The sequence below is a fragment of the Marinobacter sp. LV10R510-11A genome, from assembly GCF_900215155.1.
GTDB lineage: Bacteria > Pseudomonadota > Gammaproteobacteria > Pseudomonadales > Oleiphilaceae > Marinobacter.
In genome coordinates this window covers 1778174-1801499 of the sequence record NZ_LT907980.1, presented here as the reverse complement: position 1 = coordinate 1801499, position 23326 = coordinate 1778174, and the positions used below count along the sequence as shown (strand labels likewise).

The window sequence follows — 23326 nt, the reverse complement described above, 5'->3', positions numbered from 1 at the left end:
AAGCGTCACTTTTGAGATGTAAGGCATATCCTGACGTATTTCAGGGTATGCCTCCCCACCGAATTCAGAAAAGTTAAGAGGATTGGACATGGCTGCAATTACCGCTGCAATGGTCAAAGAGCTACGCGAGCGTACTGGCCTAGGCATGATGGAATGCAAAAAGGCGCTGGTTGAAGCTGGCGGAAGTGTAGACGCTGCGATTGAAGAGCTGCGTAAGTCTTCTGGCCTGAAAGCTGCCAAGAAAGCCGGCCGAACAGCCGCTGAAGGCGTGTCGCTGATCAAGATTTCCGACGACAAGACGGTTGGTTATATTGTTGAAGTGAATTCTGAGACGGACTTTGTTGCCCGCGACGATAACTTCATCAATTTTGCCACCGACGTTTTGAACGTTGCCTTCGAAAAAGGCGAAACCGACGTTGCTAAGCTGATGGAAGGCGATCTGGAATCCAAGCGCGAAGCGCTGGTTCAGAAAATCGGCGAGAATGTTTCCGTGCGCCGTGTAGTTGAGATTAAAGGCCCGGTTGTTGGTGGCTACGTTCACAGCACTAACAAGATTGCCTCAGTTGTTGCACTGACTGCAGGTGATTCCGAGCTGGCCCGAGATATCGCTATGCATGCTGCCGCTGTCAATCCGCGTGTTGCAAGACCGGAAGACATGCCTGCTGACGAGCTCGAAAAAGAGAAAGATGTCATCAAGGCTCAGCCGGATATGGCAGGCAAGCCCGACGAGATCGTTGAGAAAATGATGGGTGGCCGGATCAAGAAGTTCCTCAAGGAGCACAGCCTTGTAGAGCAGCCTTTCGTCAAAAACCCAGAGCAGACCGTGGGTGAACTGGTCAAAGCCGCAGGCGGCGAACTGGTCGGTTTCGCTCGCGTAGAAGTGGGTGAAGGCATTGAAAGAGAAGAAGTAGACTTTGCTGCCGAGGTTGCTGCTGCAGCCGATGCAAGCAAGGCCTGATTTCTTTGTAGGCGCTGTAACCGCGGGTTACAGCGCCATCTGAGTCTGCCACGTTGGTCGGTGTTTTCCGGCTCTCGTGGCGGGCTTGTATCTGAGATGCCCCTTTTTTTTAAGGGATATGTCAGATACAAGCCTGCAATGCGTCTCACGCCGGATAGCAGTCAACAGAGAAAAAGGGGATCAGTATGCCGACACCACCGAAAAACCAGCCAAGATACAATCGTGTTCTGCTCAAGCTCAGTGGTGAGGCCCTTATGGGGGAGCATGAATTTGGCATTGATCCCAAAGTTCTTGACCGTATGGCCCTTGAAATCGGTGCGCTGATTGGCATTGGCGTTCAGGTGGGCCTGGTGATTGGCGGTGGCAACCTGTTCCGTGGTGCTTCCCTTAGCGAGGCCGGTATGGACAGGGTTACGGGTGATCACATGGGTATGCTGGCTACCGTTATGAATGGCTTGGCCATGCGCGATGCTCTCGAGCGTTCCAACATTCGCACCCGCGTTATGTCGGCTATTCCCATGAGTGGTATTGTTGAGCATTACGATCGCCGTCGCGCTGTTCGCGACCTGAAAGACGGTGATGTGGTTATATTCTGTGCAGGCACAGGTAACCCTTTCTTTACAACAGATTCGGCAGCTTGCCTGCGTGGTATCGAAATTGAAGCAGACGCGGTGCTGAAAGCAACCAAGGTAGATGGTGTGTATTCTGCAGATCCGCACCTCGACCCCACCGCAGTGAAGTTTGATCACCTGACTTACGATGAAGTGCTGGATAAAAAGCTGGGTGTGATGGATCTGACGGCCATCTGCCTAGCCAGGGATCAAGGTATGCCGCTGCGAGTTTTCGATATGAGTCGTGCGGGCGCACTGACGCGCATCGTGACCGGCGAAAAAGAAGGTACACTGATTGAATAACGGGTTTCATGATGGCCCGACGAACGAATTGAGGATAATTACGTGATTAACGATATAAGAGCGGAAGCCGAAAAGAAAATGACGAAGAGCCTAGAGGCTCTGAGCTCGGCGTTCAACAAAATCCGGACCGGTCGGGCGCACCCATCCATTCTGGACAGTGTGACGGTTAACTACTACGGTCAGCAAACCCCGCTGAAGCAAGTTGCCAGCATAAACGTGGAAGATAACCGCACGTTGGCTGTGTCGCCGTGGGAGAAGAACCTGGTGCCCGTTATTGAGAAGGCTATCATGGCCGCTGATCTCGGCCTGAATCCCGCTACTAGCGGCGACCTTATTCGTCTTCCGATGCCGATGCTGACCCAGGAAACCCGCAAAAATATGGTCAAGCAATCGAAGGCAGACGCAGAGAATGCTCGCGTTTCTGTCCGGAATGCGCGTCGCGATGCCAACAGCATGATGAAAGAGTTGCTGAAGGAAAAAGACATCAGCGAAGACGATGAGCGCCGGGGTGAAGAAGAAGTCCAGAAGCTTACCGATCGCTACATCGCTGAAGTTGAGAAGGTGCTCAAGGCTAAAGAAGAGGACCTGATGGCGGTCTGATCGCCTAGTTTCACTTGCACGCGAAAACACGGCCAGCAGCGATATTCTGCTAGCCGTACAGGGGATTTCATGACGGGAACAGTATCCGCAGAGATTCCGGTGTCGGCTGATGGCCGGCCCCGGCATGTGGCCATTATCATGGATGGTAATAATCGGTGGGCCAAAGAGCGCCGATTGAAAGGGGTAGCAGGGCACAAGGCTGGCGTGGATGCGGTAAAGGCTGTTGTCGAAACCTGTGCCCGTGAGGGTGTAGAAGTGCTTACCCTGTTCGCTTTCTCAAGCGAAAACTGGCGGCGGCCAAAGGACGAAGTGTCGGCTTTGATGAAGCTGTTTCTCTTTGCGCTGGAACGGGAAGTCAGAAAGCTGCATCGCAATGATATCTGCCTGCGCATCATCGGTGATCGCTCCGCGTTTAACGCAACTCTGCAAGAGCACATGGCCAAGGCAGAGGAGCTCACCCGCAACAACACCAGAATGACGCTTGTCATCGCCGCAAACTATGGCGGACACTGGGATATAACTCAGGCGACTCAGCAGGTTGCCCAAATGGTGAAGGGTGGCGAGCTTGAGCCTTCAGACATTACCGGTGACCTTATCCAGAAGCACCTGAGTATTGGCGACCTCCCAGTGCCGGATCTTATGATCCGTACGGCAGGCGAGCAACGGATCAGCAACTTCATGCTTTGGCACTTGGCTTACACCGAACTGTATTTTTCGCCCGTATTCTGGCCTGATTTTAAAGAAGACGAGATGCGCAAAGCGTTACAGGCCTACGCCGGACGGCAGCGCCGCTTTGGTCAGACGGATGACCAAGTTGCGGCCAAGTCGTCACAAAAATAACGAATGACAGCGACCTCTATTGTGCTAAAAACCCGAATTATCACCGCGCTAATCCTTGCTCCCATCGCTATTGGGGGCATTTTTTTCCTGCCGTCAATGGGTTTCGCGCTGTTTACCGCTGCGATTATCACATTGGGTGCTTGGGAGTGGGCCAACATGTCTGGCCTTGAGAATCAGCCGGGCCGGATTGGTTATGCTGCGGTAATCGCAGTTATTCTGTATAGCCTTCTTGGTGTGTCTGCCGCTGCGGTGCTCTGGCTTGCGCTTCTTTGGTGGATTGTCTGTTTTTTGCTGGTTCGCAGTTATCCTGCAGGTTCAGAGCGCTGGGGCAGTGTGCCTGTGCGAGCGCTTATGGGCGTGTTGGTTCTCGTGCCAGCGTGGGTTGGCCTGAACCATCTTCGTGCGGGCAGCTTTCAGTTTGGCGATACCGACAACAATCTGCTGGTTATTCTGTACGTGTTTTGTATTGTTTGGGTTGCAGACATTGGCGCTTACTTTGCCGGCCGCGCCTTTGGTAAGGCTAAGCTGGCGCCCAGGGTCAGCCCGGGCAAATCTTGGGCCGGCGTGTGGGGAGGTCTGGCGGCTGTTGGTGTTTTTGCCATCGTTGCCAGTACTCTTGTTTCGGCGAGCACTGCTGAAACCATGTTGCTGGTCGCAGCAAGTCTGATAACCGGCTTGGTATCGGTACTTGGGGATCTTCTAGAGAGCATGCTTAAACGCTTCAGAGGTATTAAGGACAGCAGTCGGCTGTTACCTGGGCATGGTGGGATCATGGATCGCATTGATAGCCTTACCGCGGCTGCTCCGGTGTTTGCGCTTATTATCACGCAACTCGGCTGGCTGACAGCCGGGCACGTGTGAATATGGTTAAGCGCTCAGTTACTCTGCTAGGGGCCACGGGATCAGTCGGGCTATCTACACTAGATGTTATCCGCCGTCACCCAGGGCGGTTTTCTGTGTACGCACTAACAGCCGGCACCCGTGCCGAAGAGCTTGCGACGCTCTGCCGTGAGTTTCACCCGAAATTTGCCGTAATGGCCGATCCTGCAGCAGCCCAAAAGCTTGAGAAATTGCTTGTAGATCGGCCGGATATTTCTGTCCTTAGCGGCGAGCCGGGTTTGAGCGCGGTGGCTTCGGCCCCGGAAGCATGCACCGTTGTTGCCGCTATTGTGGGTGCCGCCGGGCTGGCGCCAACGCTTGCTGCTGTACGCGCAGGTAAGCGTGTATTGCTTGCCAATAAAGAAGCGTTGGTTATGTCCGGTAAGCTATTTATGGACGCTGTCGCGGCCTCTGGTGCAGAGTTGTTGCCGATAGACTCCGAGCACAATGCGATCTTTCAGTGCTTGCCGGCCGAGAAAGTTCGCGATCCGGATGGTGCAGGTATTACCCGAATTCTTCTGACTGCTTCCGGAGGGCCTTTTCGAGAGCACAGCGCGGAAGACCTGCGTTCGGTTACGCCAGCACAAGCCTGCGCCCACCCGAACTGGTCCATGGGGCAAAAAATCTCTGTCGACTCCGCAACTCTGATGAACAAAGGGCTCGAACTAATTGAGGCTTGCTGGCTATTTAACATCACGCCGGAGCGCATCGAGGTTCATGTACACCCAGAAAGCATTATTCACTCCATGGTAGAGTATGCCGATGGCTCTGTGCTGGCTCAGCTGGGCAGCCCGGATATGCGTACGCCCATAGCCAATGGTTTGGCTTGGCCGGAACGCATTGCTGCTGGGGTAGCACCGCTGGATCTGTTCACAATAGGACGGTTTCATTTTGAGCGGCCGGATTTGCTTCGCTTTCCTTGCCTGCGTTTAGCAGCGGAAGCCTTTGAAGTGGGTGGCACTGCACCTGCAGTGCTGAACGCGGCAAATGAGGTTGCGGTAGACGAGTTCCTGAAAGGGAATCTGGCTTTTACTGACATTCCGGTTGTGATCGAAAGAACCCTGTCGGCAACGCCCGTGGCGGCTGCAGACAGCTTTGACGTCATCTTTGCGAAGAACTCAGAGGCACGGCAGCGGGCTAGGGAACAAGTTAATCTGTTAACTATCTGATATTCAGAGAATATTTCCGCCGGGCTGGCGCTTAAACCAGGAATGCTATGCAGATTATACAAACCGTACTTGCTCTTGCGCTGACTCTGGGAATACTTGTTACCGTGCATGAGTATGGCCATTTTTGGGTAGCACGCCGGTGTGGCGTGAAAGTACTGCGCTTTTCAGTGGGTTTTGGAAAGCCACTGTTCTCGTGGTATGACCGCCATGGCACCGAATTTGCGATAGCGGCCATCCCATTGGGCGGCTACGTAAAAATGCTCGATGAGCGAGAAGGCCCGGTTCCCGACGAGCTCAAGGATCAGGCTTTTACGTCCAAGGCGCCTTCACGGAGGATAGCCATTGCCGCAGCTGGGCCTGCTGCCAACTTCATTTTTGCCATCTTTGCCTATTGGTTGCTTGGTGTGGTGGGTGTCACCCACGTTGTGCCAATTGTGGGTGATGTTGCCGGCCAAAGCGTTGCCCAAAAGGTCGGTTTACGTGAAGGGATGGAGATTTACGAAATAGACGGGCACCGGGTAAGTTCTTGGCGCGACGTGAATATGCGCATTCTCGAGCGTGCGGGAGAGCAGGGCCAGATAACCTTGGGCGTGTCCGATGGCGGAACACGGGGCACCTTAAGCGGTGAGCTCGGTGGCTGGCGCCTTAGCGATGAAACCCCCGATCCGATTGGTGAGTTTGGGATTACACCCTGGCGGCCAGATGTGCCCGCCGTACTGGGCCAGATTTCAGAAGGCGGTCGTGCCCAAGCTGCGGGTCTTCAAGCAGGAGATCGCATTCTTGCGGTGAATAATGAACCAGTGACCGACTGGTTTGAGCTGGTTGATTTTATTCGCAACGCACCCGAGCAGGCGCTGGCTCTTACCGTTGAACGTGCCGGTTCCGAACGATCCGTGCAGGTTACGCCAGCGGAAAAGAAGCAAGATAATGGCGAAATAATCGGGTTTGTAGGTGCCGGGGTGGAAGCCATTTCCTGGCCCGACAATGTGCTTCGGGAGGTTCGCTATGGCCCGTTAGCCGCGATTCCCATTGCGCTAGATGAAACCTGGGCCGATACCCGCCTTACTCTTGTTGCCATCAAAAAAATGGTTACAGGGCTGTTGTCGCCCAGCAACCTCAGTGGTCCGATTACGATTGCCCGGGTGGCCGAGGCCAGTGTCACTTCCGGGTTTGAAGATTTTGTTCGTTTTCTGGCTTACCTCAGTGTCAGCCTGGGTATTCTCAATCTGTTGCCTGTGCCGGTTCTGGATGGTGGTCACATCGTGTATTACACCATCGAGGCCATCCGCAAAAAACCGCTCTCGGATGGGGTTCAAGCCCTTGGATTACGAATTGGTATGGCAATGATTCTTACATTAATGGTGTTTGCTCTTTACAACGACCTGATGCGGTTGTGAGAATTGCGGGCTCCTTACGCGCATTAACTAGGCGAAATAATTGAATGAGACGTTCTCTTCTAGGTTTAGCCGTTGGCCTCGCTGTTGCCGCAACCGGCATGACGCCAGCATTTGCAGATGAATTTACGGTTGCAGATATTGAGGTGGAAGGCTTGCAGCGTGTTTCTGCAGGTACTGTGTTTTCCTCTTTCCCCGTCAATATCGGCGAGAAAATGGACGAAACCGAACTGACAGATGGGATTAAATCACTGTTCCGGACCGGGTTGTTCACCGATATAGAGGCCAGCCGCGATACCGGTATCCTCATCCTTACCGTGCGGGAACGCCCTTCGATCACCTCGATCGACATTGAAGGCAATAAGAACATAGAAACCGACATGCTCCTGGACGCCCTTGCGGGCGCCGGGCTTCAGGAAGGTCAAGTGTTCCGTCGGGCAACCCTAGAGCGGCTGGAGTTGGAGATTTTGCGCTCCTATATTGGCCAAGGGCGCTACAACGCTCGGGTAAAAGCAACCGCTGAAGTGCTGCCGCGTAACCGCGTTGCGATTCGCCTGGATATTAACGAAGGTACGGTTGCCGCCATCCAGCACATTAACCTGGTGGGCAACCAGGATTTCAACGATGAACAATTGCGTGATCTGTTTGAGCTGCGAACCAGCAGTTGGTGGAATTCCCTCACCAACTCAGACAAGTACGCGCGGGAACGCTTAAGCGGCGATCTGGAAACGCTGCGCTCGTTCTATCTGGATCGTGGTTACCTGGACTTCACTGTGGAATCCAGCCAAGTGTCCATTTCGCCTGACAAACGTCAGGTCTTCATTGCGATAGCACTGAACGAAGGGCCGCAATATACGATTTCGGAAGTCAGGCTCCGAGGCAATCTTATTGTGGGTGAAGAAGAGCTGCGGGAGCTAATCCCCGTGGACGAGGGCGACGTGTTCTCCCGCGCCCGCATGACGGCCATTTCAGAAACACTGGCGTTCCGGCTGGGTACAGAAGGCTATGCGTTTGCGAACGTGAATGCCGTGCCTGAGCCAGGCGAAAATAACACCGCTGCTGTGACCTTTTTTGTTGAACCGGGTAAACGAGCTTATGTTCGTCGGGTTAACTTCGACGGCAACGTATCTACACGGGACGATGTTCTGCGTCAGGAAATGACACAGATGGAAGGCGGTATTGCCTCGTCGGATCGCATTGAGTTTTCTAAAACCCGTCTCGAACGACTTGGCTTTTTCAAAGCGGTCAATGTAGACACGGTTCCTGTACCGGGAACAGACGATCTTGTTGATGTGAATTACTCGGTGGAAGAGCAGCCAACTGGCAGCCTCTCAGCGTCCGTAGGCTTCTCTCAGGATTCGGGCGTTATTCTTGGTGCCAACGTGTCTGAAAACAACTTTTTCGGCACAGGTAAGCGGGTATCGTTTGGCGTAAACGTGAGTGACTCGGTCAAGAGCGCCAACATCTCCTACATGGACCCTTACTACACCGTAGATGGCGTAAGCCGTGGGTTCAGTGTGTTTGCCCGTGAGACCGACTTCGAAGAAGAGGATATCAGCTCCTACCTTCTGGATGAGTATGGTGGCCGTGTTACGTTTGGCTATCCCACGGACAACATTACGCGACTGAACTTCGGGCTAGGCTATACGCTTTCCAAGATCAAAGGCGGCGTGTTTACGTCTAAGGAAGTAACGGATTTTATCGATGAGGAAGGTAACTCATTCAATAATTACTCCCTGTTTGGCAGCTGGCGCCGCAGCACTTTGAACCGAGGTGTGTTGCCAAGCGACGGCTACAGCCACTCGTTGTCGCTCGATGTTACGGTGCCCGGCAGTGACCTTACGTTCTATAAGGCTAGCCATAAAACCGATTTCTACTTCCCGATTACAGAAAGCAACCGCTGGGTTGTGCGCACAAGAACAGAAGTCGGCTACGGCAATGGCTACGGTGATCGCCAAGTGATGCCTTTTTATGAGCACTTTTATGCGGGCGGTTATGGCTCGGTTCGGGGCTATCAAGCCAACTCATTGGGGCGGCGTGCCGAACCTGCACAAAACGATCTTTCAGATCCCGATCCTTTCGGTGGTAACCTCTTGACCGAAGCGTCTCTGGAGCTGATTTTCCCAACACCGTTTGCCGGTGATACCCGGTCTATGCGCACGGCGTTCTTTGTGGATGCCGGGCAGGTCTTTGATCCGGACCGCGGGTTTGACCCAGATCCGGAAGAACTGCGGTTGTCGGCCGGTATCGGCTTCCAGTGGATCACCGCCGTTGGCCCGCTGGCCTTCAGCTTGGCAAAGCCGCTGAACAATAAAACGGGTGACGATACTCAGGTATTCCAGTTCTCGCTTGGCCAAACATTCTGATTCAGAGACACGAGAAACAAAAACGAATGAAACTCAGGAGACCTACTATGTTCAGAATCGTACTGATGTTTGCTGCAGCTATGGCGCTAGCGTTGCCAGCCGTAGCAGAAACCCGTGTTGGCGTTGTAGATCTGCGCCAAGCTTTGTTTTCATCTAACGACGCCAAGTCGTTCAGCGAAGCCATGCAGAAGGATTTCGCCAGCGATGAAGAGAAAGTTCGCGAAACTCAAGAATCAGCACGCATGCTGAAAGAGCGTCTGGAAAAGGACGGGGCGATGATGAACGAGAACGAGCGCACCAAGCTTGCGGGTGAGTTCCAAGAGAAAGTTAAGGAATTCAACTTCCTTAAACAGCGCCTTGATACCACCGTTAACCAGCGCAAACAGGCGTTTCTGGAAGAGGCCCGCCCGGAAGTGGACGCAGCAGTGAAAGAGTTACTGGAAGAAAACGATCTCGACCTGATTCTGCCCAGCGAAGCTGTTGTCTATGTGAAGCCAGAGATGAACCTGACCTCACAGCTTTTAGACAAGCTAAACCGTTAATTCCTGCCTGAGGGCCTCCGGGCTCACGAGCGTGTTGTGGAGCGCGTGATGACAGAACAGTCTTACCGGCTTGGGGAGATAGCAGAAGCTTTGGGAGCAGAGCTTCGCGGCGACCCGGAAACACGGGTTTCCGGCCTTGCGACTCTCCAGGCGGCTGGCCCGGATCAGCTTAGCTTTTTGGCAAACCCCGCCTATGCAAAGCACTTAGCGAATACCCGCGCTGCCGCAGTTATTTTGTCGCCTGCAGCAGCGGGGGATAGTCCGACCAATGTCCTCTTACTCGACAATCCCTACTTAGGCTATGCTCACCTCAGCCACTGGTTCGATCCTGCGCCAGTTGCACCGCCGGGCATTCATGCGGCCGCCGTGGTGGATCCCAGTGCTACGGTGGCAGCCAGTGCCAGCATCGGCCCGCATGTGGTTATTGAAGCGGGAGCTGTGATTGGTGAACACGTTGCTATTGGGCCGGGCAGCATTATTGGTGCCCGCACTAGCATAGGCGCCGGCTCCATCATTCGCCCCAGAGTTACCCTGGCCCACGATGTGGTAGTAGGGCAGCGCTGCCATATTCTCAGCGGTGCGGTGATTGGTTCGGATGGGTTTGGCTTCGCGAATGAAAAAGGTTATTGGCACAGAATTGCACAACTCGGCCGTGTGATTCTTGGTGACGATGTTGAGGTTGGGGCAAATACAACGATTGATCGCGGCGCTCTGGATGACACGGTTATTGGTAACGGCGTTAAGCTCGATAATCTTATTCAGATCGCCCACAACGTCCGCATTGGGGACCATTGCGCCATGGCCGCTATGGTTGGAATTGCGGGCAGCACAAAGATCGGCAGCCACTGTGTATTTGGCGGCGCCTCCGGAGTGGCCGGCCACTTGGAAATCGCAAATCAAGTGCATCTTACCGGCATGACTCTGGTAACCGGGAATATCCCGGAGCCGGGAGTTTATTCTTCTGGCACCAGTGCAGATACGAATCGGCAATGGCGCAAGAACGCCGTGCGTTTCCGTCAGCTGGATACTCTGGCGCGGCGCGTTAAAGAACTCGAAAAGAAATCAGAGGGCTGAGGCCGATCAACATGATGTACATCGATGAAATACTGGAATATCTCCCGCACCGCTATCCGTTTTTACTGGTGGATCGGGTGACCGAGATTGAAAAGTCCAAATCGATCAAAGGCTACAAAAACGTCTCGTTTAACGAGCCGTTCTTTGCTGGCCACTTTCCTGATAACCCGATTATGCCTGGTGTGCTCATTATTGAAGCCATGGCCCAGCTCTCAGGAATTCTCGGATTTGTGACAGTAGGGCGGAAGCCGGGAGACGGGCTGGTACAATACTTGGCTGGGTCCAGCAAGGCGCGTTTCAAGCGTCCTGTTTTGCCGGGAGACCAGTTGTGCATGGAGTCGGAGATAATCTCTGGCAAACGTGGCATCTGGAAATTTCATTGTCGCGCATTGGTCGATGGAGACGTCGTCTGCGTTGCAGAGATACTGACTGCTGAGAGAGAAGTTTAATGGCGACAAATGACTGGTCGGGTGTTCATCCTCAGGCGATTGTAGACCCGTCAGCCAAGCTAGCGGATAACGTAACAGTGGGTCCGTGGAGCTATATTGGCCCCAATGTTGAAATTGGTGAAGGTACAGAAATCCTTTCGCATGTGGTGGTGAAAGGGCCAACGGTTATCGGCCGGAACAACCGGATTTTCCAGTTTTGCAGCGTTGGAGAGGAGTGCCAGGATAAAAAGTACGCCGGGGAGCCAACCACGCTGATAATCGGCGATAACAATACTATTCGCGAGAATTGCACCATTCATCGTGGCACTGTGCAGGATAAGGGTGAAACCCGAATAGGCAGCAACAACCTGTTTATGGCATACGTGCATGTGGCCCACGATTGCGTAATTGGCAACGACATCATTCTTGCCAACTGCGCAACACTTGCCGGGCATGTAACGGTGGGCGACCACGCTATTCTGGGCGGTGGCACCATGGTTCACCAGTTCTGCCATATAGGGCCACACAGTATGGCTGCCGGTGGCAGTATCGTGCTGAAGGATATTCCGGCTTACGTTATGGCCGCTGGCCAGTCGGCAGAGCCTCACGGCATAAACGTTGAAGGCCTCAAACGCCGTGGTTTCGACAAAGAGGTACTGATGACCCTGCGCCGTGCGTACAAGGTTATCTACCGCCAAGGCCTGACCACCGAGCAGGCCGTTGAAACGCTGGAAGAAGCCTATTCCGATACGTCGGAAGTGCGCGTGCTTATCGACTCCCTGCGCGGAGCTCATCGCGGCATTATCCGCTGAGTTGGCAGGAGCCTTGTTTGATGAATCTTCCCCAAACGGCAGTCGTCAGTGATCGCAGAATAACCTTTGGAATGATTGCAGGTGAGGCGTCTGGGGACATTCTCGGCGCCGGCCTGATTCGATCACTTCGCAATCGCTACCCCAAAGCCCGTTTTGTCGGCATTGGTGGCGATGAGATGATTGCCGAAGGCTTCCACTCCCTGGTTCCCATGGAACGGCTCTCTGTTATGGGGCTGGTGGAGGTTCTTGGTCGCATTCGGGAACTCTTCAGGATCCGCGCCCGACTTCTGAGCTATTTCTTTGCCACACCACCGGATGTGGTTATCGGCATTGATTCCCCCGATTTTACCCTTGCCATTGAACGGCGTTGCCGTGAAGCCGGTATTCCATCCGTTCATTACGTCAGCCCTTCTGTATGGGCTTGGCGGCAGAAACGGATTTTTAAAATTGCCAAATCCGTTGATCTTATGCTCACCCTGTTGCCCTTTGAGGCCAGATTTTATGAGGAGCATAACGTGCCCGTTGTGTTCGTAGGGCACCCTCTCGCAGATCTTATTCCCGTTGTCCCCGAAACAAGCAAAGCCCGCCAAGAGCTGGGGCTTGAAGAAGGTGTACCTTTGCTGGCCATACTGCCAGGAAGCAGGGCTGGCGAAGTCGAACGCCTGGGCACCCTGTTTCTGGAAGCTGCGCGCTGGATACAGGCTAAGCGACCGGATGTGCAGTTAGTTATACCCTGTGTGAATCGCGATCGGGAACAGCAGGTTCGCGACCTTATTGAAGCGCTGGATGTGAAGCTACAGGTCACCATTGTGAGAGGTCGATCCCGCGAGGTGATGGCTGCCTCAGACGTTGTGTTGCTGGCCTCCGGGACCGCGACCCTTGAGGCCATGCTGCTGAAGAAACCCATGGTAGTGGGTTATCGGTTAAGTAAGGTGAGCTACGCACTTCTATCCCGTTTGGTGAAAGTGCCTCACTTTTCACTGCCCAACCTGCTGGCTAAGCAACGGTTAGTCCCCGAACTTTTACAGGACGACGCGACACCAGAATCACTCGGCGCAGCCGTATTGGAACGTATGGAAAACCAGCAAGAGCGTGAACGCTTGGTAGAAGCATTTACAGAGCTTCATCACACATTGAAACAGGATGCCGACGAGAAAGCCGCCCAGGCAATCTCGATGCTTCTTGAAAAGAGAGCGCACTGAATGGCCCGCGCACCCGCACTGCCACCTTTTGAGTGCGCTTATCAGGGACGGCTTTTGGCCGGCGTGGATGAAGTAGGGCGTGGGCCGCTTATCGGCGCGGTAGTGACGGCCGCTGTGATTCTGAACCCTGATCGGCCCATTGTTGGGTTGGCCGACTCAAAAAAGCTCACAGAGAAAAAGCGCAATGCCCTCTATGACGAACTCATCGAGCACGCCACCGCATGGTGCCTCGGCCGCTGTGAGGCTCACGAGATTGATCAGATCAATATCTACCAAGCCACGATGATTGCCATGGAGCGAGCCGTTGCCGGCCTTGGTGTCGCGCCTGAATACGTGCTGGTAGATGGAAACAAATGCCCGAAGTGGCACTGGCCCTCAGAGCCGGTGGTAAAAGGAGACAGCCGAGTAGAGGCAATCAGCGCCGCATCCATAATTGCCAAAGTAACCCGAGATCGGGAAATGCAGGAGATGGAGCTAACATACCCGGGTTACGGCCTTGCACAGCACAAAGGCTATCCCACGCCCGTGCACATGGAGGCATTGTTCCGGTTAGGCGTAACGCCAGAGCATCGCAAGTCTTTCCGGCCAGTTCAGGAAGCGATGGAGCAGGTTGGCTTCTTCAAGGCGCCGGTGACACCCTAGGCAGAAAACCTTCGCTACCCAATGGATCTCTTTGAAAACAGTAATTGACAACTGGCACATGAGTCCTTACTATACGCGCACGTTGATCGGGGTCACCCGGTAACAACCAGTTTGATGCGGGGTGGAGCAGTCTGGTAGCTCGTCGGGCTCATAACCCGAAGGTCGTAGGTTCGAATCCTGCCCCCGCTACCATATTAAAAGGCAAATCAGTAACTTACTGATTTGCCTTTTTTCGTTTCTGCCTTCTGAGTTTGCTCCGTGCCGTCACTTCACAACGCTTGGTTTTGCGAGCTTCGCCTTTCCAAACGGCCCTCTTTACTGCTTGGCTTATTGTCCCACTGGTGTCAAATGTATAGTGAATAATCTCTATTTAGTTCTATTTTGTTGTTTATTCACTATACTGAGTACGGCAATAGAATAGGAGTTAGGCAATGACTACAGCAACACAAAAAAATAACGAGATTGATGACCGGCAGGTTCTGGGTAAAGCCTTTTGCAATGCAGCAGAAACGCTAGGTATCAGCAGGGCAGACGCTGCGGGAATCATCGGCCGCGAACGCACCGGTGTTGCCCGTGACGGCATCGATCCGAAGTCAAAGGCGGGTGAGTTGGCCCTGATGCTTATTCGGGTGTACCGGGGCCTGTACGCGGTGGTGGGCGGCGACCAAGAGAATATGAGGCACTGGGTGGCAACTGATAATCAGTATTTTGGGCAGTCACCCCGACAAATGATAGAGAGCTGCCAAGGACTGGTCCGGGTGCTCATGTATCTTGATGCGATCAGGGGCAAAGTTTGAGTTATCTGAATCGCATCAAGGCATCTATTGAGCCGGTAAAAGGCCAAGGGTTTCGGGTAGCTGAATCACAAGAGCACGTCGCCACCACGGATATTGTGGATTCGGCCGCCGAGCAATCGCGCTTAGAAGAGCTGTTAGAGGAAAACAAACCTCGCTACCCTGATTTCGTTGATAATCTTCACTACTTGCTGAAAACGCCGTTCCGTTATCCTCCTCTGATTTACGGATCTCGCTTTGGACAACCGTTTGAGAAAAGCCTGTTCTATGGGGCCGCCGATACTAAAACGGCTTTGGCCGAAACCGCCTTCTACCGGTTCGTGTTTGTCTATGACACGCGGGTGCCCTTTCCTAAGCCGGTGAAATCCCAGCACACAATTTTTGAGGTCGCTGTAAAGACCGACAGTGGGGTTAAATTGCAATCCCCAGACTGGCAAGATGTGCGAGACCAGCTTGTGAGCCCAGTGGACTATCGATTTACCCAAGCGATCGGTACTGAAATGCGAGAAGCCGGTGTTGAGGCTTTTCAGTTCATTTCTGCCCGAGCAGTTGAGGCTGGGATCAACTGGGGACTGTTCAGCCCCCGCGCTTTCCAAAAAGCCAAACCATCCAATCTTCGTCCGATGATTGCCGTAACCACGAAAGAAAAAGTCTCGATCTCAGTGACTGAACCAGATGGCACGTCGACGGCTATTGAATACCCCGTTACACATTTCATGATTTCAGGTCGTATTCCCCGGCCAGCTTCGTAAGTCCAAACTCCCCGTTGCTATAAGAAAATTTCCCTAAGAGACAGTGTATTGGTAGTAATCCGCTCGGCTCCCGTCGCTGTAATACGCACCGTTTCGCTAAAACCGACACCGAACTCCCCCGGCTTGCGCAGGCAGATCGGCAGATGAAACACCATGTCTTCTTCCAGAATTGCCTCGTTGTCGGTGGCTATGAACATCGAGCCGGCGACCCAGGATGGCGGAAACGTCGCGCCGACCGGGTAGCCAAACACACCTGAGAAAAAAGCCCGATCGACGATAGGCGCTAGCGCCGCCTCGCCGGCGCGGGCTGCAGAGGCGGAGCTTGAACCGGCTCGGGCGGCCGACATCACCGCTTCTAGGACGTCAATACAGACCGAGTGAAATTCACGAATTTCGGCGGAGGCCTTGCCGACGACAGCTGTACGCATCATCGGGGCGGTGTAGCGCCGGCGAACCGCACCAAATTCGGTGAACACCACGTCACCGCGTGCAACTTCATAACCTGCGTGATTTGTATGAATGATGCCGCTGCGCACGCCAGTCGTCACAATGGGTTGCATGCTCATGAATTCGCTACCTGCCCCAAGCATGGAGTTGGCACCGGCCTGGGCGATTTCATGGTCAACCACGCCTGCTCGTACCACCGCAGCCGCCGCGTCTAGACCGGCGCCGGTGATGGCCGCACTTTCCTCAAGGTAAGCCATTTCGGCGGGGGATTTAACCAAGCGAACACGATCAATCAGCGCGCCAAAATCGATAAACGTAGCTGTATCCAACGTGTTTTTGAGTGCTAAAAGCAGCCCCGGCCGAAAGGAACCCGCCCAAGGATTGAAGCCGATCTGTGGCGCCGAATTGCCTGCGGCGCGGCGCACCTGCGTAGCCAGTTCGCTTGCGACCGTCTCCGGTGCCTGCCACGGATAGCCGATAACCTCGTCCACCCGGCTCAGATACACGGCGGGGCCAATCTCGATAGCCGGCACGAACAGCACGGTGCGATCGGACGACACCAGAAGCACACACTGGACCGAGACCTCAAAGGTAGTATATCCAGTCAGGTAACACAGTTCTCCGGCTTCGGTCAGCAGTAGCAGATCAAGCCCGGCTTTAGCCATCTCCTGACGAACGCAGGCGAGCCGTGCTTCGTATTCATTGGGCTCGAACGCCAGTACAGGCTCGGGAAATTTCGACTGCAGTTTTTCGCGGTAGGTACGGTAATCCATTGGGTGATCGCTCGCCGTTCGGGAAACCAGTACTCATTAATCGTTCATTCATTCGCAGTATGCAAGGCCCAATATGTAAGGAAAAGGGGGCGAGTTGCTGAGCGATGGCGCTACCCACGGCTTTGTCCCTGACCTATTCCCTGTATACTGCGGGTATCAAAAACGACCTGCCGTTACGGGGAAATCAGTTTGTCTGGCGAGACTGTAAGCTACGGATTAGAAAGCATCGTCCTGCACCACTCCTTCAAGCAAGTGAAGGGACGAACCATCAAAATCGATTGCCGTGAACGAACGCACCTGGGTGGTGTGAACGGGGCCGGCAAAACCTCTGTTCTGGCGCTGGTGCCGGCCTTCTTTGGTGAGGAGCCGGAGCGGATAGTGACCAAGGCATCGGGCAAGCTGTCCTTTTTGGACTATTACCTGCCCAGCTTTCAGAGCCTCATCATTTTTGAGTATCGCCGACACACAGGCCTTCATTGCGCCGTGATGTATCGTCACGCTCAGGGAAAGCCCTGCTACCGATTTGTGGCTGGGTCTGCGGAAGAAACATTCTTCACGCCAGAGGTGAAGGAGCTTCTTCAGGCGGGTGCCAGTGCAGACGATGTGTTTGCTGAGCTCCGTCGGCGCGGCACAACTGTCTCAAAGATTATCGATACCATTACCAACTACCGGGCAATCATTCAGCGCAATCAAAAGCTGCTGAAACGGTTGCCTGCGGATGCCCGGTCGCTGCGCGCATTGGCTGCAGAATTTGGTCTGGGTGACAGCGACACCCAGATGACCAACATTGAACGGCTCACCCATGTGGTGTTGAACAAGCATCGGCTTCTGAGCAGTTTCAAGACCATGATCTGCGAGACTCAGTTTGAAAACATCCACCAGCACGCCAAGCCCCGGGCCATTGATCGCAAAGATTTGATTGCGGATATACAGAGCCTCTCTGCCTTCGCGGGTGAAGAAGAAAAAATCCGTGAATGTCTCAGAAAGGATGCCGAGCGCCGGGCGATACTTGAGCAAACCGATAAAACCGTTGCCAATTTGTTCGTAACCGTTGAGGAAGCTCGGGAAAAAGCCAGCGAGCTGAGCCAGCGCAAAGATCGACTTGAATCAGAGAGAGGCGACCGGCGGGCGGAGTTTGAGGGCACGGATCACCAACTGGCTCGGCAGGTGACCGATCACAACGCCGATTTTGAAACGCTGGATGGGCGCGTAGCGGCTCTGCACCAGCAGAACGATAAGTATGAAGCTGATAATCTGCCAGACTTGGCGCAGAGCTTTGATAATCTGGCCGATTACCGCCAGCGCCTAGCGACAGCGCAAGCCGATTACGACAGCCTGACCGGTAAGGCGTCTGCCATTGAGGGCGAATACGACCTTGAGAAGCAAAGCATTCAGCGCGAGCATGAGAAGCATCAGGCCCAGCGCCAGCAGCGTTTGCGCGAGGCTACTGACGCGCTTACCTCTGCGAAGCACGCTTATGATCTGAAGCTGAACTCGACCAAAACAGACAAAGTAACTGCGGTATCTGAGTACAAAGATACCCGGTCGCTTGAGCGGTCGGAGCTGACCAGTGAGCAAGCCCGGTTGTCAGCGCTTAGGGAAAGCCCCGGCCAGACTGAGGCTGAGCAACAAGAGATTGCCGTCGCGGAGCAGGCATCCGAGGAAGCCACCGAGCAGGTCTCCCAAGCACACGAAAACCGTTTGGAAGCGGGTCGTAAACGGGATCAAGCAGACCGCGACTGGAAAGCCGCTCAAGAACAAGTTCAGCACATGGATGTAAGCGTCCAAGCGCTGGAAGACAGGTTTAACGAGCTGCAGAGGCAGATCACGCCGGAAGATGGCACCTGGTTGTCGCAGCTACGTGCCCAAGACCCAGAATGGGGCAACCGCTTGGCGAAGGTGGTTAATCCGTCTTTACTGCACAGAAAGGATCTCACGCCTACCCGTGATCTAGATGCCAATGGCACCGCGGTTATGGGCTGGCAGCTTGCACTGGATGCCCTACCGATACCGGATTTTGCCGCCTCCGAAGATGCTCTTCAAGTTCGTAGCCGAGGCACAGATACCGAGCGCCAGGCCGCGATCAAACAGCGGGCAGAAACCGAGCGCGAAGCCCAGCGCCGGCACGAAACCTACAAAACCCGCGCGGAAGCCGCTGACCGGCTGGAGACAGAGTTTTCATTGGTTGAGCGCACCCGCAATAACGCCCAAACCAAGCTTGGCAATGTGCGCCTGCGTGTTAAAGAAGCACAGGCCGCCCGGGTCGCAAAAATCACCAAAGATCTCGATGCGGTTCAGCTCAAGCTTAAAGCCTTCGATGAGCAAACCGGGGAAGGTATTCGAGACGTTGAATCTGGTTTTAAACAGCAGATGCTGGATATGCGAGGCCATTGGGCGGAGCAGGAATCTGAGCTTCAAGCCAGCAAAGATCAGCAGGCAGAGCTGATTGCATCGGCAGAGCTTGACCACAAGACGCGCCTAAAGAAAAAGCGTGAGATCTACGATCAGCGCCTCTCTGAGGAAGGCATTGATCCGAAGGTGGTTCAGGAGGCGAGGGAAACGCTGGCCAAACTCGATGAAACAGTCAAAAAGATTGTGGCGTCTGAGGATCTCGTGCGCGGCTACCGAAAATGGCGCGAACAGGAATGGAGCAAGGTTGAGGCGCTTACGGAGCAAGCCAACCAAGCCAAAGCACAGCGCGAGGCAGCCGTTCGGAAACGCGACGAGGCAGAGCGCACCTGGAAGGAACAAGACAGCAAACTGAAGATTTCTATTGCCGAACATCATGGCGCCATCAAATCCCTCCGAGATCAAACGGAAGCCGCAGAAGGTGTGCTCAAACACTTCCACGGAAGAACACTTACGGAAGGATTCCCGGGCAATCTCGCAGACCTTACTCAAGAACTTCAGGGTGCTTACCAGAAGCTGGAGCAGCTGCGTAAAGAGGTGGTGGGAACGTTCGATCAAGCCACATCCATTCTGAACCGGTATGACAACACCCAGATCCAGCAATCCTGGCACAAGCTGTCTTCCCACCGGCGCGGGCAGATGACTGGCGAGGTGCTAGACCATGAGGAAAGCTTCAAGCTGGCGCGGGTTCCAGATCTGCGAGAGCTGCTGGATACCGACATTCCCCAGCTTCGGGATGCGCTGATTGATCAGTTTGTGTCCGAAGCGGGCAGTCTGGTGAAGTATTTCGACAGCTTGGAGGTGATGGCCCGTGAGGTGAAAACGGTATCGAGCCTGCTGAAACGAAAGATCAACACAGACCAGCAAATTGAAAGCCTTAGCGATATTCAGGTTGTGCTTGAGCCTCGAATTTATGAAGACGAAACCTGGCAGCCATTGAAGGAATTCGTGGATCAGTGGCAAGCATGGATCCCCATGAACCGCCGGTCACTGCCGAGCGATGGGGTTCTGAGGCGTTTCAAGCTGGTTACGGACACGCTGAGTGATGCCAAAGTAAAAGATAGTGTCGAGTCGATGATCGACATGCGCCTGGAAATGAAAGAAAACGACCGGCAAGTGGTGATCCGCACAGATGCGGACTTCCTGTCTGCCAGCTCCACTGGCCTTACGTACCTGGCGATCATGACCGTGTTCATGGGGCTTACCCGCTACCTGTGCCCGGATTTGAACACCCGCATTACCTGGCCCATTGATGAGCTGGCCACGCTCAGCCCAAACAACATATCCCACTTGGCTGACATGTTGGAGGCGAACAACCTGACCATGATCTCTGCGTGTCCAAAATTGGACAGAAGCCTGCGCAAGTTCTTTGAGAACAAGATCTCGCTCAAGCAGGGTCGGATTCATACCTATGAAACCACTGCGCATACGGGAAAGCATGCAGAGATGTTCGCCAATGTGAGCCATGGCGAAGAGGCAACAGTGGAGGAGGTGCAAAACCATGAGTAGTCCACTATTCGAACGCACTGTTACGGCCTTGCTTCAAGAGCGGGTGATCTGCGAGGTCAGTGACGACGAGCTATACAACTACCTGCTTATGCCGGGCAACCAAGATGTAGTGAACCGGTTTTTGGCGCAGATCAACCGAACGCTGCGCCAGACCAGCGCTCATGATGCTTTTGTATGTGCGTATCTGGATATCTCGGGTGCTGACACCAAGGATGCGATACGCCATCAGTTCAGGGATGTTGCGAACAACCTTGAGGCGTTTGTGCAGTTCCTGCGGCTGGTCATGATGCTAGAAGCAAACGACCGCCCGGTATTGCCTGGCGATAAGCTGTCTGAAGGCGCCATTCTTGACCGGATTGCGGCAGCACCGGCGCTGGAATCAAAGCTGAGATCGCTGGCGGAAAAAAAGGTGTTTCACACCAAGCGTGCCGATTCAGCCGGCCAGATTCGAGCGGTTCTCTCCAGCCTAGAGAAGATGGGTTATCTGAAACCTATTGGTACCAGTGGCAGTCTGTTCCGGGCCACTGGCCGCTGGAGCTGGCTGTACGATGCCATGACGTTCATTCAGACCCACGAGGGTATTCAAGGGTCTGAGGATGCGGATTCTGAGCAGATGAGGCTTCACTAATGGCTCGCGCTCAAGACGCCCACAGCACGCTCCGGGCCCTGGCCAAGTACGGCGAGGCGATTCTGGAGGCGCACCTTCGAAACGGAAACCGTGTTCCAGATTCTGATGATAATCTCGGGCTGATTGAAACCTTAGAGCATCACCGACTGGTGTGGCGCATTGGTGAATCTGAAGATCTGCAGCTGAAAAAGGTTCTGGTTCAGTTTCTCGATCACATAACCGAGTCGGAGAGGCGCCGCTACGCCAGTGCCCAAGTGCACATTCTGTGGCAACAACTAAGCGAGCTGTTCGAGGAATACAAAGAGGCGAAGAAGCGATCCGCCCTGAGCGACATCGACCGGCTGGAAGGCGAAATCAAAGAGTGCCTGGCGGACGTAATCGAAGATATCCGAAATGCCACGGAAGCGTTCGCCACCTATATAAACACCGGTTTCGCGTACATCACGGATCTGAATCTGCGTATCCGTGAGAACGAGCGGGTTATTGAACGCGCTGGTCGCTTGATTACCCTGTTCGAGAGCTTTCGCATACGGGAACTGGCGGAGCAGGCGGGTTCTGATGCGTTCCTGAAGCGCCTGTTGCTGCGGCACCTACCGGCCACCCTGGAGTCTTCACAAAAGAACCTTTCTTACGCCCTTAACCAGCTGCGCAAGATGCTGGTGCGCATGCGCGAAGATCAGCGGTTGAGCCGGCTGGTCGGTGCTTTTGAGGCCCACTTTATTAACAACCGGGGGTTTGAGCCGTCCATTGACCACCTGGATTTGAGGCGGGTTCCGGAATTCCTTAATACCGTGGCTCCGTTCCAGATACGCGGCTTTGGGGATATCTACGATTCTTCCGATGACCTAGAACTGATAGAGATTGCTGCGAAAGCCCGAACGGTTCCCGTGGAGCTTGAAGACAAGCCAGCGCCGGATGATGTGGATACTGTTAACTTTGATATTGCGGGTGAAACCGAAGCTGAGGAAGACGACCCAGTAGAAGAAGCCATTGAGGAATTGATTCAGCTGGTTGTAGACGGCGCCCTAGGTGAGCGAACCATCCTTGCCTCCGAAGCACTTGCGAGTACTGGCTTGGGGATCGACAAGGCAGACTGGCTGCAGGCCATAGTCTCCGAGATTGAATCCCTGCCAGACGGAGATCAGAGGCACATTGAAGTGGTCTACCACCAGATTCCGCACCGGGTTTATCCAGATAATATTATGGTTTCTGACCTAACCCTGAGGCACAACAATGCCGGCTGAAATCGCTGCCATCGAGCGCCTGCTAAAGACAGGCAAATCGAAGGTTCAGCGTAATCAAATTTGGGAACAGATTTGTGCGGAAAACGGAGTAGGACAGGTCATAGGCAGAGAAATCCACTTTACGCCCGCAGACAAGCGACGCCTGAGAGAATACGTTGTGGCCGAGCATGGCCTAGACCCGCAATTCGACGTCCGCGCCGGTGGCCCCATGGCGATGGCCAGCAAGGACTCTAATGAAAAGCTCAGCAGCGACTCTGTCTTCGGCCACCTGATCGTACTGGCGACCGCCGGCACCGCAAAGGTGAGGGCGAGCGGCGAAGATGTCGCCACTCCCGAAGGCAGTGTGCTCAGCGTGTTACCGGAATGCTTAGATACTGACCACCTTCAGTCTCAAAAACTCGTGATCATCGAAAACGGCGGCGTGATGCCCTATTGGGCCAACCTTCAGCTACCGGCGTCTTGGAAGGATTCAGTGATTCTGTACCGCGGTCACCGAGAGAATGCCCGTTCAGTAGCTGAGATCGCCCGCAACCAACCCGCAGAGAAGCTAGCCTGGTTTTACGATTTTGACCCAGCTGGGCAAGCCCTCGCGCTCGATAAAGATCGAGGGAGCACCCTGGTGCCCGAGAAATGGCGGGAACTCGGCAGGCATACACCGTTTAACCAACCAAAGACCCACCGTAATCAGTCCGCAGCCCTGAAAAGGCTGAAAAGCCGAGCCACCGGTGAGCTTCTCGCCATCGCTGAACATATGGCGAACGAAGAATTGGCGGTGATGCAAGAACACATGGTTCTGCGGCATGTGCCTCTAGCCGCCCTGGCTTTAACGGCTGTCTGATAGACCTCTTTAACTCATCAATACAACCCCGAAAAATCATCTATTATTTTTTCGACCTCTCCGATAGCCCACATAACAAATATCGGGCAAAAAATTGCCTGAGCAATCAGTA

At 54.1% G+C, this 23326-nt stretch carries 21 protein-coding genes and 1 tRNA gene; 21 read left to right on the top strand and 1 reads right to left on the bottom strand.

Annotated elements, in window-relative coordinates; translation table 11 throughout:
* Positions 1-88: 88 nt before the first annotated feature.
* The 17 genes from tsf (at position 89) to CPH80_RS08470 (ending at position 15366) form a co-directional block, all read left to right on the top strand.
* Positions 89-958, top strand: a complete 870-nt coding sequence (tsf, locus tag CPH80_RS08550; RefSeq protein WP_096276918.1) for a translation elongation factor Ts — start codon at positions 89-91, stop codon at positions 956-958.
* 185 nt (positions 959-1143) lie between these two features.
* Positions 1144-1872, top strand: coding sequence for a UMP kinase (pyrH, locus tag CPH80_RS08545; protein ID WP_096276916.1), 729 nt, complete (start codon positions 1144-1146; stop codon positions 1870-1872).
* Positions 1873-1914: 42 nt separating this feature from the next.
* Positions 1915-2472 (top strand): ribosome recycling factor, encoded by a 558-nt coding sequence (gene frr, locus CPH80_RS08540; protein WP_096276915.1) that lies wholly within the window; start codon positions 1915-1917, stop codon positions 2470-2472.
* A gap of 69 nt (positions 2473-2541) precedes the next feature.
* Positions 2542-3312, top strand: coding sequence for a polyprenyl diphosphate synthase (uppS, locus tag CPH80_RS08535; RefSeq protein WP_096276913.1), 771 nt, complete (start codon positions 2542-2544; stop codon positions 3310-3312).
* Between the two features lie 21 nt (positions 3313-3333).
* Positions 3334-4173 carry a phosphatidate cytidylyltransferase gene (locus tag CPH80_RS08530; protein ID WP_096281503.1) on the top strand — a complete coding sequence of 280 codons (840 nt, stop codon included), beginning with the start codon at positions 3334-3336 and terminating at the stop codon, positions 4171-4173.
* A gap of 2 nt (positions 4174-4175) precedes the next feature.
* Complete coding sequence (ispC, locus tag CPH80_RS08525) at positions 4176-5360, top strand: 1-deoxy-D-xylulose-5-phosphate reductoisomerase (protein WP_096276911.1); 1185 nt, start codon at positions 4176-4178, stop codon at positions 5358-5360.
* A gap of 47 nt (positions 5361-5407) precedes the next feature.
* On the top strand, positions 5408-6757 hold the full coding sequence (rseP, locus tag CPH80_RS08520; protein WP_096276909.1) for an RIP metalloprotease RseP: 1350 nt from the start codon (positions 5408-5410) through the stop codon (positions 6755-6757).
* Between the two features lie 44 nt (positions 6758-6801).
* On the top strand, positions 6802-9120 hold the full coding sequence (gene bamA / locus CPH80_RS08515; protein WP_096276907.1) for an outer membrane protein assembly factor BamA: 2319 nt from the start codon (positions 6802-6804) through the stop codon (positions 9118-9120).
* A 47-nt stretch (positions 9121-9167) separates the two neighbouring features.
* Positions 9168-9662 carry an OmpH family outer membrane protein gene (locus CPH80_RS08510; RefSeq protein WP_096276905.1) on the top strand — a complete coding sequence of 165 codons (495 nt, stop codon included), beginning with the start codon at positions 9168-9170 and terminating at the stop codon, positions 9660-9662.
* Between the two features lie 48 nt (positions 9663-9710).
* Positions 9711-10736 (top strand): UDP-3-O-(3-hydroxymyristoyl)glucosamine N-acyltransferase, encoded by a 1026-nt coding sequence (gene lpxD, locus CPH80_RS08505; RefSeq protein WP_096276903.1) that lies wholly within the window; start codon positions 9711-9713, stop codon positions 10734-10736.
* 11 nt (positions 10737-10747) lie between these two features.
* Positions 10748-11185, top strand: coding sequence for a 3-hydroxyacyl-ACP dehydratase FabZ (gene fabZ / locus CPH80_RS08500; protein WP_096276901.1), 438 nt, complete (start codon positions 10748-10750; stop codon positions 11183-11185).
* A complete protein-coding gene (gene lpxA / locus CPH80_RS08495; protein WP_096276900.1) occupies positions 11185-11976 on the top strand; it encodes an acyl-ACP--UDP-N-acetylglucosamine O-acyltransferase in 792 nt (263 codons plus the stop codon). Before fabZ ends, lpxA begins: the two co-directional genes overlap by 1 nt.
* Positions 11977-11996: 20 nt before the next feature.
* Positions 11997-13178 (top strand): lipid-A-disaccharide synthase, encoded by a 1182-nt coding sequence (gene lpxB, locus CPH80_RS08490; protein WP_096276898.1) that lies wholly within the window; start codon positions 11997-11999, stop codon positions 13176-13178.
* Positions 13179-13820, top strand: a complete 642-nt coding sequence (gene rnhB / locus CPH80_RS08485) for a ribonuclease HII (RefSeq protein ID WP_096276896.1) — start codon at positions 13179-13181, stop codon at positions 13818-13820.
* Positions 13821-13935: 115 nt separating this feature from the next.
* Positions 13936-14012: transfer RNA gene (locus tag CPH80_RS08480), tRNA-Met, on the top strand.
* 239 nt (positions 14013-14251) lie between these two features.
* Positions 14252-14617 (top strand): MbcA/ParS/Xre antitoxin family protein, encoded by a 366-nt coding sequence (locus CPH80_RS08475; RefSeq protein ID WP_096276894.1) that lies wholly within the window; start codon positions 14252-14254, stop codon positions 14615-14617.
* Entirely contained in the window at positions 14614-15366 is a 753-nt protein-coding gene (locus tag CPH80_RS08470) for an RES family NAD+ phosphorylase (RefSeq protein ID WP_096276892.1), read from the top strand. The genes CPH80_RS08475 and CPH80_RS08470 overlap by 4 nt, the downstream gene beginning before the upstream one ends.
* A 17-nt stretch (positions 15367-15383) precedes the next feature.
* Here the strand turns inward: CPH80_RS08470 and CPH80_RS08465 are convergent, their stop codons facing one another.
* Positions 15384-16586 (bottom strand): M24 family metallopeptidase, encoded by a 1203-nt coding sequence (locus CPH80_RS08465; protein WP_096276890.1) that lies wholly within the window; start codon positions 16584-16586, stop codon positions 15384-15386.
* 189 nt (positions 16587-16775) lie between these two features.
* On the opposite strand from CPH80_RS08465, the gene CPH80_RS08460 reads away from it, so the two are divergent.
* Genes CPH80_RS08460 through CPH80_RS08445 form a run of 4 tightly spaced genes read left to right on the top strand, consistent with a single transcriptional unit; the run spans position 16776 to position 23214 of the window.
* A complete protein-coding gene (locus tag CPH80_RS08460; RefSeq protein WP_157746871.1) occupies positions 16776-20504 on the top strand; it encodes an ATP-binding protein in 3729 nt (1242 codons plus the stop codon).
* Complete coding sequence (locus CPH80_RS08455; RefSeq protein ID WP_096276886.1) at positions 20497-21132, top strand: condensin complex protein MksE; 636 nt, start codon at positions 20497-20499, stop codon at positions 21130-21132. The genes CPH80_RS08460 and CPH80_RS08455 overlap by 8 nt, the downstream gene beginning before the upstream one ends.
* On the top strand, positions 21132-22376 hold the full coding sequence (locus CPH80_RS08450; RefSeq protein WP_096276884.1) for a hypothetical protein: 1245 nt from the start codon (positions 21132-21134) through the stop codon (positions 22374-22376). The genes CPH80_RS08455 and CPH80_RS08450 overlap by 1 nt, the downstream gene beginning before the upstream one ends.
* The gene (locus tag CPH80_RS08445) at positions 22366-23214 is read left to right on the top strand and encodes a hypothetical protein (RefSeq protein ID WP_096276882.1); all 849 of its coding nucleotides are present in this window, start codon (positions 22366-22368) and stop codon (positions 23212-23214) included. The genes CPH80_RS08450 and CPH80_RS08445 overlap by 11 nt, the downstream gene beginning before the upstream one ends.
* Positions 23215-23326 lie beyond the last annotated feature (112 nt).

Coding starts and splice junctions, on each gene's coding strand:
- tsf (WP_096276918.1), top strand. CDS start 89: ATGGCTGCAATTACCGCTGCAATGGTCAAAGAGCTACGCGAGCGTACT.
- pyrH (WP_096276916.1), top strand. CDS start 1,144: ATGCCGACACCACCGAAAAACCAGCCAAGATACAATCGTGTTCTGCTC.
- uppS (WP_096276913.1), top strand. CDS start 2,542: ATGACGGGAACAGTATCCGCAGAGATTCCGGTGTCGGCTGATGGCCGG.
- ispC (WP_096276911.1), top strand. CDS start 4,176: ATGGTTAAGCGCTCAGTTACTCTGCTAGGGGCCACGGGATCAGTCGGG.
- rseP (WP_096276909.1), top strand. CDS start 5,408: ATGCAGATTATACAAACCGTACTTGCTCTTGCGCTGACTCTGGGAATA.
- bamA (WP_096276907.1), top strand. CDS start 6,802: ATGAGACGTTCTCTTCTAGGTTTAGCCGTTGGCCTCGCTGTTGCCGCA.
- CPH80_RS08510 (WP_096276905.1), top strand. CDS start 9,168: ATGTTCAGAATCGTACTGATGTTTGCTGCAGCTATGGCGCTAGCGTTG.
- lpxD (WP_096276903.1), top strand. CDS start 9,711: ATGACAGAACAGTCTTACCGGCTTGGGGAGATAGCAGAAGCTTTGGGA.
- fabZ (WP_096276901.1), top strand. CDS start 10,748: ATGATGTACATCGATGAAATACTGGAATATCTCCCGCACCGCTATCCG.
- lpxA (WP_096276900.1), top strand. CDS start 11,185: ATGGCGACAAATGACTGGTCGGGTGTTCATCCTCAGGCGATTGTAGAC.
- lpxB (WP_096276898.1), top strand. CDS start 11,997: ATGAATCTTCCCCAAACGGCAGTCGTCAGTGATCGCAGAATAACCTTT.
- rnhB (WP_096276896.1), top strand. CDS start 13,179: ATGGCCCGCGCACCCGCACTGCCACCTTTTGAGTGCGCTTATCAGGGA.
- CPH80_RS08475 (WP_096276894.1), top strand. CDS start 14,252: ATGACTACAGCAACACAAAAAAATAACGAGATTGATGACCGGCAGGTT.
- CPH80_RS08465 (WP_096276890.1), bottom strand. CDS start 16,586: ATGGATTACCGTACCTACCGCGAAAAACTGCAGTCGAAATTTCCCGAG.
- CPH80_RS08455 (WP_096276886.1), top strand. CDS start 20,497: ATGAGTAGTCCACTATTCGAACGCACTGTTACGGCCTTGCTTCAAGAG.
- CPH80_RS08450 (WP_096276884.1), top strand. CDS start 21,132: ATGGCTCGCGCTCAAGACGCCCACAGCACGCTCCGGGCCCTGGCCAAG.
- CPH80_RS08445 (WP_096276882.1), top strand. CDS start 22,366: ATGCCGGCTGAAATCGCTGCCATCGAGCGCCTGCTAAAGACAGGCAAA.